Source organism: Reyranella sp. GW821-FHT14A01 (assembly GCF_058803965.1).
In genome coordinates this window covers 194,321-207,731 of sequence record NZ_JBXAPM010000008.1, presented here as the reverse complement: position 1 = coordinate 207,731, position 13,411 = coordinate 194,321, and the positions used below count along the sequence as shown (strand labels likewise).

At 65.6% G+C, this 13,411-nt stretch carries 12 protein-coding genes and 1 tRNA gene; 5 read left to right on the top strand and 8 right to left on the bottom strand.

Annotated features, from left to right (window positions below):
• The first annotated feature begins 20 nt into the window (after positions 1-20).
• Together AC1ROX_RS15985 and AC1ROX_RS15980 are read left to right on the top strand one after the other, a co-directional pair.
• The gene (locus AC1ROX_RS15985; RefSeq protein ID WP_493126939.1) at positions 21-365 is read left to right on the top strand and encodes a hypothetical protein; all 345 of its coding nucleotides are present in this window, start codon (positions 21-23) and stop codon (positions 363-365) included.
• Positions 366-486: 121 nt separating this feature from the next.
• Positions 487-561: transfer RNA gene (locus AC1ROX_RS15980), tRNA-Thr, on the top strand.
• 4 nt (positions 562-565) lie between these two features.
• Here AC1ROX_RS15980 and AC1ROX_RS15975 read toward each other — a convergent pair.
• Genes AC1ROX_RS15975 through AC1ROX_RS15965 form a run of 3 tightly spaced genes read right to left on the bottom strand, consistent with a single transcriptional unit; the run spans position 566 to position 4,155 of the window.
• The gene (locus tag AC1ROX_RS15975) at positions 566-1,342 is read right to left on the bottom strand and encodes a glycosyltransferase family 2 protein (RefSeq protein ID WP_493126938.1); all 777 of its coding nucleotides are present in this window, start codon (positions 1,340-1,342) and stop codon (positions 566-568) included.
• 10 nt (positions 1,343-1,352) lie between these two features.
• Entirely contained in the window at positions 1,353-2,348 is a 996-nt protein-coding gene (galE, locus tag AC1ROX_RS15970) for a UDP-glucose 4-epimerase GalE (RefSeq protein ID WP_493126937.1), read from the bottom strand.
• Between the two features lie 52 nt (positions 2,349-2,400).
• On the bottom strand, positions 2,401-4,155 hold the full coding sequence (locus AC1ROX_RS15965; RefSeq protein WP_493126936.1) for a carbamoyltransferase family protein: 1,755 nt from the start codon (positions 4,153-4,155) through the stop codon (positions 2,401-2,403).
• Between the two features lie 306 nt (positions 4,156-4,461).
• Between AC1ROX_RS15965 and AC1ROX_RS15960 the strand changes: the two genes are divergently transcribed.
• The gene (locus AC1ROX_RS15960) at positions 4,462-5,487 is read left to right on the top strand and encodes an NAD-dependent epimerase/dehydratase family protein (protein WP_493126935.1); all 1,026 of its coding nucleotides are present in this window, start codon (positions 4,462-4,464) and stop codon (positions 5,485-5,487) included.
• Positions 5,488-5,656: 169 nt separating this feature from the next.
• Here the strand turns inward: AC1ROX_RS15960 and AC1ROX_RS15955 are convergent, their stop codons facing one another.
• The gene (locus AC1ROX_RS15955; protein ID WP_493126934.1) at positions 5,657-6,628 is read right to left on the bottom strand and encodes a UDP-glucuronic acid decarboxylase family protein; all 972 of its coding nucleotides are present in this window, start codon (positions 6,626-6,628) and stop codon (positions 5,657-5,659) included.
• A 134-nt stretch (positions 6,629-6,762) separates the two neighbouring features.
• On the opposite strand from AC1ROX_RS15955, the gene AC1ROX_RS15950 reads away from it, so the two are divergent.
• Positions 6,763-8,322, top strand: a complete 1,560-nt coding sequence (locus AC1ROX_RS15950; protein ID WP_493126933.1) for a fatty acid--CoA ligase — start codon at positions 6,763-6,765, stop codon at positions 8,320-8,322.
• A gap of 79 nt (positions 8,323-8,401) precedes the next feature.
• Positions 8,402-9,466: a phosphotransferase gene (locus AC1ROX_RS15945; RefSeq protein WP_493126932.1), complete on the top strand. Its 1,065-nt coding sequence runs from the start codon at positions 8,402-8,404 to the stop codon at positions 9,464-9,466.
• Between the two features lie 99 nt (positions 9,467-9,565).
• On the opposite strand, the gene AC1ROX_RS15940 is transcribed toward AC1ROX_RS15945, so the two are convergent.
• Genes AC1ROX_RS15940 through AC1ROX_RS15925 form a run of 4 tightly spaced genes read right to left on the bottom strand, consistent with a single transcriptional unit; the run spans position 9,566 to position 13,322 of the window.
• On the bottom strand, positions 9,566-10,303 hold the full coding sequence (locus AC1ROX_RS15940) for an ABC-type transport auxiliary lipoprotein family protein (protein WP_493126931.1): 738 nt from the start codon (positions 10,301-10,303) through the stop codon (positions 9,566-9,568).
• Positions 10,300-11,334 carry an MlaD family protein gene (locus AC1ROX_RS15935; RefSeq protein ID WP_493126930.1) on the bottom strand — a complete coding sequence of 345 codons (1,035 nt, stop codon included), beginning with the start codon at positions 11,332-11,334 and terminating at the stop codon, positions 10,300-10,302. The genes AC1ROX_RS15940 and AC1ROX_RS15935 overlap by 4 nt, the downstream gene beginning before the upstream one ends.
• A 6-nt stretch (positions 11,335-11,340) precedes the next feature.
• Positions 11,341-12,192 (bottom strand): ABC transporter ATP-binding protein, encoded by an 852-nt coding sequence (locus AC1ROX_RS15930; RefSeq protein ID WP_493126929.1) that lies wholly within the window; start codon positions 12,190-12,192, stop codon positions 11,341-11,343.
• Complete coding sequence (locus AC1ROX_RS15925) at positions 12,192-13,322, bottom strand: ABC transporter permease (protein ID WP_493126928.1); 1,131 nt, start codon at positions 13,320-13,322, stop codon at positions 12,192-12,194. Before AC1ROX_RS15925 ends, AC1ROX_RS15930 begins: the two co-directional genes overlap by 1 nt.
• Positions 13,323-13,411: the final 89 nt, after the last annotated feature.

The window sequence follows — 13,411 nt, the reverse complement described above, 5'->3', positions numbered from 1 at the left end:
GGCTGCACGGGCCCTGACCGATGAAATCCCTTCGCTTGTTCGCCTTGATGTTGACGGTCGCCAACGGCACCGGTCCTGGGACCGCAAACGCCCAGGGCATGCTGGTTGGCGCCGGTGGCATTTCATGCACCCAGATCGTCAACGACGACAGCACACATCGCGATGCCATCAACTGGCTCATTGGTTACCTGTTCGCCCGCGACCTCGAGGGCAGCGCTGCGGGCGAAGCCGGTTATGCGCTGAGAAACCGTACTTCCGAGGATCTCCTGGCTCTCCTGATCAATACATGCAGAGCGCACCCGACCTTCAAGCTGGATCGCGCGGCCATCGAACTTCACTGGCAGCTCAGGGCGAGAACGCGATAGCGCGATGCTGATCGGCGGAATTCGCTTGCCGGGCCAAGCCCGGTAAAATATCACCCGGCCGGGCCGCGCCGCGGGTTGGAACTCCCAACAGACGGCCCCAAGTGGCTAAAATGCTGGAAATGCCGGGTTAGCACAGCGGTAGTGCAGCGGTTTTGTAAACCGAAGGTCGGGGGTTCGATCCCCTCACCCGGCACCAGCTTTCAGCGCGCCGTGCCGGACAGCCGGAGATCCAGCAACTCCAGGGCGAGAAGCACCTCGGCCAGCAGGCGCTGGAAGGCGTAGAACCAGCCAGCTTTTCCGTCGAGAACGGCGCCCTTCACGAACAGCACGTAGCCCAGCACCAGGATCGGCGCCGGCCAGCCCATCAGGCGTATCTTGTCGACGCGGCCTAGCCGATCCCGCGGAGTATCGAGGAGATGCGCGGCCTCGCGTGCAGCGTATTTGAGCTGCGAGCCCAGCCAGCGCGACAGCGGCTTGCGGTCGTCGTGATAGATCGTGCCCTTGAGATCCGAGACGCGGCCCGGCAGGCGGATGCGATGGCCGTGGCCCTCATTCTCGTAACGCGCGCCGGCGATGCGGTAGAGCACGGCGCGGGGCGGATAGAGCGTGCCGCGCAGGGGATGGCCGTAGATGCGATAGACGAAGGCCGCCTTGTAGCCCGAGTCCTGCGGCGTCGGTCGCAGCTTCGCCAGTTCCGCGATGAGGGCGTCGCTGAGTTCGTAGTCGGCGTCGAGCGACAGGACCCACTCGGTGCGGACATGGGTGAGACCGAAATTGCACTGGTCGGCGAAGCTGTCGAACGGCCGGTGGACGACCTCGATGCGCGGATCCTTCGCCAGCACGTCGAGCGTGCCGTCGGTGCTGCCGCTGTCGATCACGACGATGCGCTTCGCCCAATCGAGCTTTGCCAGCGTCCGTTCGATGTTCTGGATCTCGTTGAAGGTGATCAGCAGCGGCGTGACGGTGTCGCGGTCCATGCGCGGCGCCTCAGCGGGCCTTTGCCTTCATGGCGTGAGACCGGCTGTCGGTCATCCAGGTCCAGGCGCTGCGGATGATGTCGTCGATCGACGAATGGGCCGGCGCCCAGCCGAGCGCCTGCCGCGCCAGTGCCACGTCGGCCACCAGGACCGGCGGGTCGCCCGCCCGCCGCGGCGCCTCGACGGTGCGGATCTCGCGACCGGTGAGCACGCGCGCCCGCGCGATCAGATCGCCGATGCTGGCGCCCTGGCCGGCGCCGAGATTGTAGGCCTGGAAGCTGCCCGGCTTGCAGCGCGTCAGCGCCGCGACATGCGCTTCCGCGAGATCGGTCACATGCACATAGTCGCGCACGCAGGTGCCGTCGTGCGTGTCGTAATCGGCGCCGAAGACGGAAATGTGCGGCCGGATCCCGTGCGCCGCCTGAAGCACCAGCGGGATGATGTGGGTTTCGGGGTCGTGCTCCTCGCCCACTTCACCCTCGGGATCGGCACCGCCGGCATTGAAGTAGCGCAGCGCGATGGCGCCCAGCCCGTGCGCGGCACAGGCGTCGCGCAGGATCTGTTCGCCCATGAGTTTGGTATGGCCATAGGTGTTGATCGGCCGTTGCCACGTATCCTCGATCACCGGCAGGCGGTCGGGAATGCCGTAGGTCGCGCAGCTGCTGGAGAAGACGATGGAGCCCACGTCGTGCGCCCGCATGACCTCGATCAGCGTGATCATGCCGGCGACGTTGGTGCGATAGTAGCGGACCGGCTCGACCATCGATTCGCCCACGTAGGCGAGCGCCGCGAAGTTGATGACGGCGTCGGGCCTGTGCTCGCGGATCGCGGCGGCGAGCCCCACGGGATCATTGATGTCGCCCTGGACCAACGGGCCCCATTTCACGGCCCAGGCATGCCCCGTATGCAGGTTGTCGTAGGCGATCGGCAGGTGGCCTGCGCGGGCGAGCGCCTTGCATGTATGCGAGCCGATATAGCCCGCGCCCCCTGTCACCAATACCCGCACTCTGCCGTCCCTCGTTTCACTGCCGCGGGGGCAGGATAGCTCAAATGCATGTTCAGCGCTGGACCAGCGTATCGCCCAGCACGAGGACGTCCATCTTGGTGCGCAGGAAACAGTCGATCGCCTCTTCCGGCTTGCAGACCACCGGCTCGTTCTCGTTGAAGCTGGTATTGAGCACGATCGGCACGCCCGTGAGGTCGCGGAAGGCCGAGATCAGGCGGGCATAGCGCGGGTTGCCCGCCCAGGTGACGGTCTGCAGGCGGCCGGTGCCGTCGACATGGGTGACGGCGGGAATCTCCTTCCGCTTCTCCTCGCGGATGCGGAAGACCTGCATCATGAACGGCACGTCGTCGTCGGTCTCGAACCATTGCGGCACGGCTTCGCGCAGGATCGAGGGCGCGAAGGGGCGGAAGGATTCCCGTCGCTTGATCTTGAGATTGAGGATGTCCTTCATGTCGGCACGGCGCGGATCGCCCAGGATCGAGCGGTTGCCCAGCGCGCGCGGACCCCATTCCAGGCGCCCCTGGAACCAGCCGATCACCTTGCCTTCTGAGATCGCCTGCGCGGTGTGACGACACAGCGTCGCCTCGTCGGCAATGCGCTCGATGCGGCAGCCCGCGGCGTCGAAGTCGGCGCGGCGCTGGGCGATGGCCGCGGCAATCTCGTCCGGCGTCGCCGACGGGCCCCAATAGGCGTGGTCCATCACGAAGTGCCGTCGCGCGGTCGCGCCGCCGGTCTTGTGCCAGGTCGCGAAGGCCGCACCGATCGCGCCGCCGGCATCGCCGCCGGCCGACTGGACATAGAGCTTCTTGAACGGCGTACGCTCCAGCACCTTGCCGTTGGCCACCGAATTGTAGGCGCAGCCGCCCGCCAGAACGACGGCATCGGCGCCGTAGCGCGCATGCAGCGCGTTCAGCAGGTTGAAGAAGGCGTTCTCGTAGGTGACCTGGGCCGAGCGGGCGATGTCGCGGTGCTTGTCTCCGAGCGGCGCCGCGGGATCGCGCGCCGGCCCGAGGAGCTGCGTGAGTTCCTCGCTCCACAGGCGTCCCCCGGAGGGAATGCCGTTCTTCACCTGATAGTCGGCGCCCTTCCCCGAGGCATGGCGGAAGTAGCGCAGGTCGAGCGAGAAGGTGCCGTCGTTCCTGAGACGGACGATCTGCTTCATCTGCTCGACGTAGTGCGGCTGGCCGTAGGGGGCGAGGCCCATGACCTTGTACTCGTCGCCGTAGTGCGGGAAGCCGATGAACTGGGTCATCGCCTCGTAGAAGACGCCCAGCGAATGCGGGAAGTAGACCCGACCGTCGACCGAGAGCGCGCCGCCCTCGCCCAGCCCCCAGGCCGCCGAGGAGAAATCGCCGAAACCGTCGACCGAGACCGCGACGGCCTTGTCGTAGGGCGAGACCAGGAAGGCCGAGGCCAGATGGCAGAGATGGTGCTCGACCGCGTGCGCGGTGCCGCGGAACTCCTGCTCCGGCAGGTGGCGCTTCAGGTTGCCCGCGATGTCGGCGCGCTTCCCCCGGTTGCGCAGCCGACTCATCACATAGTCCAGGCTGACCCCCGAGGTCAGGGCGAAGGCGAGCTTGCGCCAGCGATTGGCCGAGTTGTCGCTGTTCACCGCCACATGGTCGACATCGCCCAGCGAGATGCCGGCCTCCGCCAGGCAGTAGCGGATCGCTTCGCTGGGGAAGCCGCCCCAATGCTTGATCCGGCGAAACCGCTCCTCCTCCACCGCCGCGACCAGTTCTCCGTCCTTGACCAGGCAGGCGGCGGCATCGGCGTGATAGGCGTTGAGGCCGAGAATGTAAGTCATGCGCGAGGAACGGACATCGGGAGAAAATTACGCCTATGTGGTTGGTATAGATCAATTTTTGCGGGTGACCATCTTTTTCACCGGCCTTGCAGTTTCTTTCGTGCGACCCCGCTGCAACATCATGCACAGGCCCTGCGACGCGGCGCGGCTTGACGAGGCCGGCACTTCCAAGCAAACGGACACCCTCGCGCGGCCCGTCTTCCCCCGGGGCCCCGATCGCGTGCTCGAACCGAGGCGCGGCGCCACCCTCGCAAGTCGTTGATAAGTCGGATAAAACCCCTCGCTTCGATCGAAAGGCTTTCGTGCATGTCCAAGAATGATCTCGTCGTCGTCACCGGCGCCGGTGGCTTTATCGGCGGCCATCTGGTGAAGGTGCTGCAGCAGCGCGGCCACACCAAGATCCGCGCCGTCGACGTGAAGCCGCTCGAGGAGTGGTACCAGAAGACTCCGGGCGTCGAGAACCAGGTGGGCGACCTCGCCCTGCTCGAGCCCTGCCGCAAGGCCGCCAAGGGCGCCGCGATGATCTACAACCTCGCCGCCGACATGGGCGGCATGGGCTTCATCGAGACCCACAAGGCCGAGTGCATGCTGTCGGTGCTCACCAGCACGCACATGCTGGTCGCCGCCAAGGAAGCCGGCGTTCCGCGCTTCTTCTATTCGTCCTCGGCCTGCGTCTACAACGGCGACAAGCAGACCGACGCCAACGTCACCGCGCTCAAGGAAGAAGACGCCTACCCCGCCCTGCCGGAAGACGGCTACGGCTGGGAGAAGCTGTTCAGCGAACGCATGGCCCGCCACTTTCGTGAGGATTTCGGCATCGCCACCCGCGTCGCGCGCTACCACAATGTCTACGGGCCGGAAGGCACCTATGACGGCGGCCGCGAGAAGGCCCCGGCCGCGATGTGCCGCAAGGTCATCGCCGCCAAACTGTCGGGCAAGCACGAGATCGAGATCTGGGGCGACGGCGAGCAGACCCGGTCGTTCATGTATATCGACGACTGCACCCAGGGCACGATCAAGCTCGCCGAGAGCGACATCATCGAGCCGCTGAACATCGGCAGCGACGAACTGGTCAGCATCAACACGCTGGTCGACATGGTCGAGAAGATCGCCGGCATCAAGCTGAAGCGCAGCTACAAGCTCGACGCCCCGAAGGGCGTGCGCGGCCGCAACAGCGACAACACGCTGATCAAGAAGCTGATGAACTGGGCCCCGTCCATCCGTCTCGAGGACGGCATGGAGAAGACCTACAAGTGGATCTACGACGAGATGACCTCGGGCAAGGTCTCGGTCGTCAACGCGCTGCCGAAGCAGGCTCTTGCCGCTCAGTAGGCGGACCAAGATCAAACGTCATCAAAGGCGCCGCGAAGGAAACTTCGCGGCGCTTTTTATTGGAATCGGTGCCGCAATGGAGCGCGCAACTCCAGTTGCGCTCATGTCTTGTTGATGAAGTTCTGAGCGCAACTGGAGTTGCGCGCTCCATTGATAGTCTTCGCGCCCACTATCGCCCGATGCCGGTGACGCCCCGGTTGCTCTTCAGCAGGTCGTCGAAGAAGGCGATCGTCTTGTCGAGGCCCGCGTCGAGGGCAACCTTCGGCTCCCATTTCAGCATCTCGCGCGCCAGGGTGATGTCGGGGCAGCGCTGCATCGGATCGTCGGCCGGCAGCGGCGCAAACACGAGCCGGCTCTTGCCTCCGACCTTTTCGAGGATCTTCTCGGCAAGGTGCCGGATCGGCATCTCGACCGGGTTGCCGATATTGACCGGCCCGGTGAAATCGTCGGGCGTGTGATCCATCAGGCGCAGCCAGCCGTCGAGCAGGTCGTCGACGTAGCAGAAGGCGCGGGTCTGCATGCCGTCGCCATAGATCGTGATGTCCTCGCCCTTCAGTGCCTGCACGATGAAGTTCGACACCACGCGCCCGTCGTTGGGATGCATGCGCGGGCCGTAGGTGTTGAAGATGCGCGCCACCTTGATGCGCAACTTGTGCTGGCGGTGATAGTCGAAGAACAGCGTCTCGGCGCAGCGCTTGCCCTCGTCGTAGCAGGCACGCGGGCCCAGCGGATTGACGTTGCCGCGGTAGCTCTCGACCTGGGGATGCACGGTCGGGTCGCCATAGACCTCGCTGGTCGAGGCCTGGAAGATCTTCGCCCGCACCCGCTTGGCCAGCCCCAGCATGTTGATGGCGCCGTGGACGCTGGTCTTGGTCGTCTGCACCGGATCGTGCTGGTAGTGGATCGGCGAGGCCGGGCAGGCGAGATTGTAGATCTCGTCGACCTCGACATAGAGCGGGAAGGTCACGTCGTGACGCATCAGCTCGAAGCGGGGATTGTCGAGGCAGGCCAGGAGGTTGGCCTTGCTGCCGGTGAAGTAGTTGTCGACACAGAGCACGTCATGGCCGGCCTCGAGCAGCCGCTCGCAGAGATGCGAGCCGAGGAAGCCCGCCCCGCCGGTGACCAGAATCCGCTTGCCCATGGTGCCCCTTGGAAACGCCCGTGTTCGGCGGCGACACTAGGCGATCAAGCTCTTGAATTCACTCCAAAATCGCCGAAGGATGATGCCGCCTGTCTGCAACGACGGACGGGCCAATATGGCAGGGGAAACGTCCTATGAGCATCGAGATGGTCGGCCTGGCCGACATCGTGCGCGCCCATGGCGCGGCGCGTCCGGACACGGTGGCGATCGTATATGAAGGCCGGACCACGACCTACGGCGCGCTCGACCGCGCCTCGAGCCGCATCGCCAATGGCCTGATCGCCGAAGGCGTCAGGCCGCAGGTCCGCGTCGCCCACCTCGACAAGAGCAGCGATGTCTTTTTCGAGCTGCTGTTCGGCACGGCCAAGGCCGGCGCGGTGATGGTGTCGGTGAACTGGCGCCTGGCGCCGCCCGAAGTCCTGCAGATCGTGAACGATGCCGAGGCCGAGATCCTGTTCGTCGGCGAGGAGTATTTCCCGGTCGTCGAGAAGATCCGCGGCCAGCTCAGGAGCGTGCGCAGGATCGTGACCCTGGGTCCCCGCCACGGCGATTGGGAGGCCCTCGCCGAGTGGCGCGACCGCCATCCCGACACCGACCCTCGCCTCACCGCCCGGCCGCAGGACACCGCGGTCCAGTTCTACACCAGCGGCACCACGGGCTTGCCGAAGGGCGCGGAACTCACCAACGCCAATTTCAGGTTCATGTTCGAGCAATGGACCCGGAGTTGGCTGCTGAAGCCCGGCACGCAGAACATCGTCTGCCTGCCGATGTTCCATATCGGCGGCGCCGGCTGGGCCATTGCGGGACTGTTCGCCGGCGCGACCAATCACGTCGTGCGCGAGTTCGTCCCCGCCCGTGTGCTCGAGATCATCGAGAAGGACCGCATCGAGGTGATGCTGCTGGTGCCGGCGATGATCCTGTTCCTGGTGCAGGCGCCGCAGATACGTGAGACCGACCTCTCCAGCCTGCGCCTGATCGTCTATGGCGCCGCGCCGATCCCCGGCGAGCTGCTCAAGCAGGCCATGGCGACCTTCGGCTGCGGCTTCCAGCAGGTCTACGGCCTGACCGAAACGACCGGCGCCATCACCCTGCTGCCGCCCGAGGATCACGATCCATCGGACGCGAAGAAGCTCCTGTCCTGTGGCTATGCCCAGGTCGGCGTGGAGCTGCGCATCGTCGACGATGCCGGCACCGACATGCCCACCGGCACGGTCGGCGAGATCGCGGTCCGCTCGCCGCAGGTCATGGGCGGCTACTGGCGCCTGCCCGATGCCACCAAGCGCGCCATCCACGGCGACTGGTTCTTCACCGGCGACGCGGGCTACCTCGACGAGAAGGGCTACCTGTTCATCTACGACCGCGTGAAGGACATGATCGTCTCGGGCGGCGAGAACATCTATCCCGCCGAGGTCGAGAGCGCGCTGTTCGGCCATCCCGCCGTCGCCGACGTGGCCGTGATCGGGGTCCCCGACGAGCGCTGGGGCGAGGCCGTGAAGGCCATCGTCGTCCGCAAGGCCGACGCGGACGTGGCGCCGGGCGAGTTGATCGGCTGGGCGCGCGAACGGATCGCCGGCTACAAGCTGCCCAAGTCGGTGGACTTCATCGACGCCCTGCCGCGCAATCCGACCGGCAAGATCCTGAAGCGCGAGCTGCGCAAGCCCTACTGGGAAGGAAGGGAGCGCAATATCAACTGACAGCCCTTACCTGCTCGCCCTGCGGACCCTGAAGCAAACGCGCCTCGAATTTCCAAAGCCACGGTTCTAGAACAGTCTCATGTCCAATCTGCCCGACAATCTCACGCCCGTCCGCCAGGCCCACGTCTTCGATGAGGCCAAGCTCACCGACTACATGAAGGCCAATGTCGAGGGCTATCGCGGCCCGATCAGCATCCTCCAGTTCGAGGGCGGGCAGAGCAATCCGACCTTCCACGTCACCGACGGAGCGGGAAACCAGTACGTCCTGCGCAAGAAGCCGCCGGGCAAGCTTCTGCCGTCCGCGCACCAGGTCGACCGCGAGTATCGCGTGATCAAGGCATTGGCCGACCATACCGACGTGCCCGTCCCGAAGCCCTACGCGCTCTGCCAAGACGATTCGGTGATCGGCACGGCCTTCTACATCATGCAGTTCCTGCCGGGACGCGTCTTCGCCGACGTCCGGATGCCGGGTATCTCGCCCGCCGACCGCGGCAAGATATTCGATTCGATGAACGACGTGCTGGCCCGCCTGCACAATGTCGACTATCGCGCCGTCGGCCTTGGCGATTACGGCCGCGAGGGCCAGTACATCCAGCGCCAGGTCGCGCGCTGGTCGAGCCAGTACGACCTCGCCCGCACCGAAGACATCGAATCGATGGAAGCCCTGAAGAAGTGGCTGCCGGAGAACATCCCGCCGGGCGACGAGACGCGCATCAATCACGGCGACTATCGCCTGGGCAACACGATCGTGCATCCGACCGAGCCGCGCGTCATCGCCGTGCTCGACTGGGAGCTGTCGACCCTCGGCCATCCGCTGGCCGACCTCGGCTACAACTGCATGATGTACCATTTCGGCGAGGGATTCGGCGCCTCGGGCGGCTATGCCGGCCTGGACCTCAAGGCGGTCGGCATCCCGACCGAGCAGGAATATCTCGCCGCCTACGCCCGCCGCACCGGCCGCGAGGAAGTGCCGGCCTGGAACTTCTACCTCGCCTTCTCGCTGTTCCGCCTCGCCGCCATCGTTCAGGGCGTCTATAAGCGCGGCCTCGACGGCAATGCCTCGTCGGAGACCGCGACCAAGTACGGCAACCGCGCCCGCGCCATGGCCGACCTCGCCTGGAAAATGGTCGAAAAGCGCGCCTGAGCCCCTCAATGGAGCGCGCCACTCCAGTGGCGCTCAAGCTTCGTTGATAGAGAAGATATGAGCGCCACTGGAGTGGCGCGCTCCATTGACGAGTTCAGCCTACTCGTCGGTGTAGGGCACCCGCGACGCGTCGTGGCCCTTGGGGCAGTTCTCGCTGTCGATGATGGCGTTCGCCGGGTTGCGGTAACGCTCGATGTCGTAGGGTGCCGATTCGCTCGGCGGCCGCGCCGGCGGCGTCCTCAGGGTCCACGACACCAGCCGTTTGATGACGCTGCCCAGCGCCTGGTCGAAGGCCTCGACGACCTTCGGCACCTTGTCGGCACGCGCCCGGACGCAGCGCTCGAAAGTGGCGACACCGATGATCTGCCGGTCGGGCATGCGCACCAGCTTGGCGATGATGCGGACCTTCACGATCGGCGGCTGGCCGTAAAAGTACATCGCCTCGAAATTGCGCAGGTCGGGCTGCAGCACGTAGTTGGCGCGCAGGCCGATCGATTCGCGCGAGACTGCCACGATCTTGCGCGTGTTCTCGAAGGAATCGACGATCCGGGTCTGCACCATCAGCGGCGCCCGGTCGGTCCATGCCACCTTGGCATAGTAGTCCGTCGAGGTCGGCGTCATCGCGATGGCGATGCGGCCGGTGTTTAGATTGGCGGCGGCCACGGGAGCTTCCACGGCGAGCTGCCAGTAGACCGACGGAAGGTCGGTGTCGAACGTGCTCTTGGGCGAGACCGTGTAGAGGTCGGTCGGATCGCCAACCGAATCGACCGCGCTGACGAACGAACAGCTCGACAGGAGAGCAACGGCGGCCGCGCAGGCGGCCAGGCATCGGATCATTTCGGCGTATATCCCTGCTTGCCGCTGAACACGAAGTTGGCCGGGTCGCGCTCCAGTCGTGTGGCGATGACGTTGAGATTGGCGGTGAGCTGGCGCAGGTCGCGAAGCGCCAGCGAGAACTCGGTCAGGCCGGTCTCGGTGAAGTTCTTGATCGGCCGGCTGTTGTCCGCGACCAGCTTGTTGATCTGGCCTGCCGCGGCATTGATGTTGGCCAGCGCCGCCCGTGTCTCGTTCAGCGCCTTGCGCAGTTCGCCCGGATCCTTGCCGGCGAGCGCCTTGCGCGTCTCGGCATCCTGCGGCCCGATCTCCTGCGCGATCAGGGTCAGCGAGTCCGACAGGTCGTTCAGCTTGGCGAAGGTCTTGCGGAAGTCGGCGACGGCCTGCGGCAGCTCGGCCAGGGTGGTCTGGATCGCGGTATCGGACTTGGCGAAGGCATTGGTCGCCGTCTGCAGGTTGCGCAGCGTGTCGGTGACGGCGCCGATATTGTCGGGGCTCAGCAGGTCGTTCAGCCGGTCGACGGTGGTGCTGGCCTTGGTCAGCAGCTCCTGCGCCGAAGTCGAGGTCGCCTGCAGGAACGAGGCGCCTTCGCGAATCTCGGGGTACGGCTTGTCGCCCAGCTTCTTCTTGGGCTTCACCTGGTCGACGTCGAGGCGGCCGACGATCTGGATGAACGGCGCGCCGGCGATGAACGGCTTCTCGAACACGGCGTAGGAGCGGTCGCGGATGTCGATCGCCCAGTCGACCGCCACCGTGACCTCGATCTTTTCCGACAGCCGCTCGCGTCCCGTGGAGCGCTGGGTGTCGACCCGCGAGGTGAGCTGGATGTTGGCGACGCGGCCGACGCGCAGGCCGCGGTAGAAGACCGGCGAATCGAGGGTTAGCCCCTGCACGTCGCCTGAGAAGAGAATATCGTAGTAGGCATACGACGTACGGTCGCCGGCGCGCAGCTTCCAGATCACGAACCCGGCCACGGCTGCCACGAACAGGATCATCGCCGCGCCGATCAGCACGTAGGGCGATTTTCTTTCCATCGGACGCTACTTATGCTCCTGGCGTGCTGCGCGTCCCCGCGGTCCGTGGAAGTACTCCCGGACCCAGGGGTGATCGTATACCAACAGTTCCTCCATGGTACCTACCACGACGCGCTTGTCGAGCAGGACCGCGATGCGGTCGCAAACGGCATTCAGGCTGTCGAGATCGTGGGTGACCATCAGGATGGTCAGCCCGAGGCTGTGGGAAAGCCCCTTCACCAGCTCGTCATAGTGAGCCGCGCCGATCGGGTCGAGACCAGCGGTCGGCTCGTCGAGGAACAGGAGTTCTGGATCCAGCGCCAGCGCACGGGCAAGGCTCGCGCGTTTGCGCATGCCGCCGGAAAGCTCCGACGGCTTCTTTTCCCCGGTGTCGGGCGGCAGCCCGACCAGGGCCACTTTCAGCGCCGAGATCTCGCGCATGGTCTCTTCCTCGAGCTCGGCATGCTCGCGAATCGGCACGATGATGTTCTCGGTAACGGTGAGCGAGGAGAACAGCGCGCCGTCCTGGAACTGCACCCCGGTCCTCGCCAGCATGTCGCGGCTGGCCTTCCCCCGCAGGGTACTGGTGTCGACTCCGAGCATCTCGATCGTGCCCTCGCGCGCCTCGTTCAGCCCGATGATGGTGCGCAGCAGCACCGACTTGCCCGTGCCGGACCCGCCCACCAGGCCGACAATCTCGCCCTTGAATACGTCGAAATCGAGATTGTCGTGGATCACCTTGTCGCCGAACTGGGTGCGGATACCGCGCAGGCACAGCACGACCTCGCGGCCGTTGCGGTGATCGGTGATCTGCCCGCCTTCGGCCAGGGGGGCTTTCGGCGGCAAATCTTCGGTACTGGCTTGGCCCTCTTCGGCCATCAGACGCCCGCGAGCAGGAAGATGACCGAGAACACCGCGTCGAGCACGATCACGCAGAAGATCGATTCGACCACCGACTTGGTCGTGAGCTGGCCCACGCTCTCGGCGCTGCCGCGAACCTGAAGCCCCTCGAAGCAGCCGATGGTGGCGATCACGATGCCGAACACCGGCGCCTTGATCATGCCGGTATAGAAATGCCAGGCGCCGACCGTGTCGCGCAGCCGGTCGAAGAACTGCACGAAGGTGAAGTCGAGATAGACGGTGCAGGCGACCGCGCCGCCCAGAAGGCCCGCCATGTCGCCCCAGAAGGCCAGCAGCGGCATCGAGATCAGCAGCGCGGTGATGCGCGGCAGGACCAGCCACTCGACCGGGTTGAGGCCGATCGTGCGCATGGCATCGACCTCCTGGTTGACCTGCATGGTGCCGATCTGGGCGGTGAAGGCGCTGCCCGAGCGGCCGGCGACGATGATCGCGGTCAGGAGCGGCCCCAGCTCGCGGAACATACCGATGCCGACGGCCTCGACGGTGAAGGTCTCGGCGCCGAACTGGCGGAGCTGCTGGACGCCCTGGTAGGCGATCACGACGCCGATCAGGAAACAGAGCACGCCGACGATCACCAGCGCCCGGATCCAGACTTCGTACATCTGCCGGATCACGGCGCTCGGCCGGAAACGCTTGGGCTGCAGGATGGCCTCGACGACGACCACCAGGATCTCGCCGAAGAAGGCGCAGAGATTGAGGATCTGCTTGTAGAAATCGATCGTGCCGCGGCCGATCTCCTCCAGCCAGTGCGCCAGCCAGTTGACGTGATGGTCGGGATGGGCGTCGCACATGTTTTCGCGGACGACCTTGAACAGGTCGGCCTGTGCCTGGTCCCGGGTCTCGACCTCCGCCTCCGGTCCGCCGCCCGCGAGCTGCAATATCTCGAGGGCGCCGGCCGTATCGACCCTTTCGACGCCCTTGGCATCGACGGTGCGCTGTCCCTTGGCGCCCGCCCCGGCCGCCTGCAGCGCCTTCTCGGCCTTCTTGCGGATTCCGCGGACGCTGAACACGGTCCAGGTCCCGCCGACCTCGACGACGGGCTTCCCTGCCCGCTCCGTGTAACGAATTGTGGGTTCCGCTTCAGCCATCGGCGAGATTAGTCGTCGCGCCGGTTCGTGCTGTCAATCTCCCTGCATTTGCCTCCGCGCCGCGCCGCTGGCACGATCCGGCCCGGAGG

Excerpts from the sequence above, each read along its gene's own strand:
- AC1ROX_RS15935 (WP_493126930.1), bottom strand. The coding sequence starts at position 11,334 with ATGGAAAGAAAATCGCCCTACGTGCTGATCGGCGCGGCGATGATCCTG.
- AC1ROX_RS15965 (WP_493126936.1), bottom strand. The coding sequence starts at position 4,155 with ATGACTTACATTCTCGGCCTCAACGCCTATCACGCCGATGCCGCCGCC.
- AC1ROX_RS15925 (WP_493126928.1), bottom strand. The coding sequence starts at position 13,322 with ATGGCTGAAGCGGAACCCACAATTCGTTACACGGAGCGGGCAGGGAAG.
- AC1ROX_RS15955 (WP_493126934.1), bottom strand. The coding sequence starts at position 6,628 with ATGGGCAAGCGGATTCTGGTCACCGGCGGGGCGGGCTTCCTCGGCTCG.
- AC1ROX_RS15985 (WP_493126939.1), top strand. The coding sequence starts at position 21 with ATGAAATCCCTTCGCTTGTTCGCCTTGATGTTGACGGTCGCCAACGGC.
- AC1ROX_RS15945 (WP_493126932.1), top strand. The coding sequence starts at position 8,402 with ATGTCCAATCTGCCCGACAATCTCACGCCCGTCCGCCAGGCCCACGTC.
- AC1ROX_RS15975 (WP_493126938.1), bottom strand. The coding sequence starts at position 1,342 with ATGGACCGCGACACCGTCACGCCGCTGCTGATCACCTTCAACGAGATC.
- AC1ROX_RS15930 (WP_493126929.1), bottom strand. The coding sequence starts at position 12,192 with ATGGCCGAAGAGGGCCAAGCCAGTACCGAAGATTTGCCGCCGAAAGCC.
- AC1ROX_RS15960 (WP_493126935.1), top strand. The coding sequence starts at position 4,462 with ATGTCCAAGAATGATCTCGTCGTCGTCACCGGCGCCGGTGGCTTTATC.
- AC1ROX_RS15950 (WP_493126933.1), top strand. The coding sequence starts at position 6,763 with ATGAGCATCGAGATGGTCGGCCTGGCCGACATCGTGCGCGCCCATGGC.
- AC1ROX_RS15940 (WP_493126931.1), bottom strand. The coding sequence starts at position 10,303 with ATGATCCGATGCCTGGCCGCCTGCGCGGCCGCCGTTGCTCTCCTGTCG.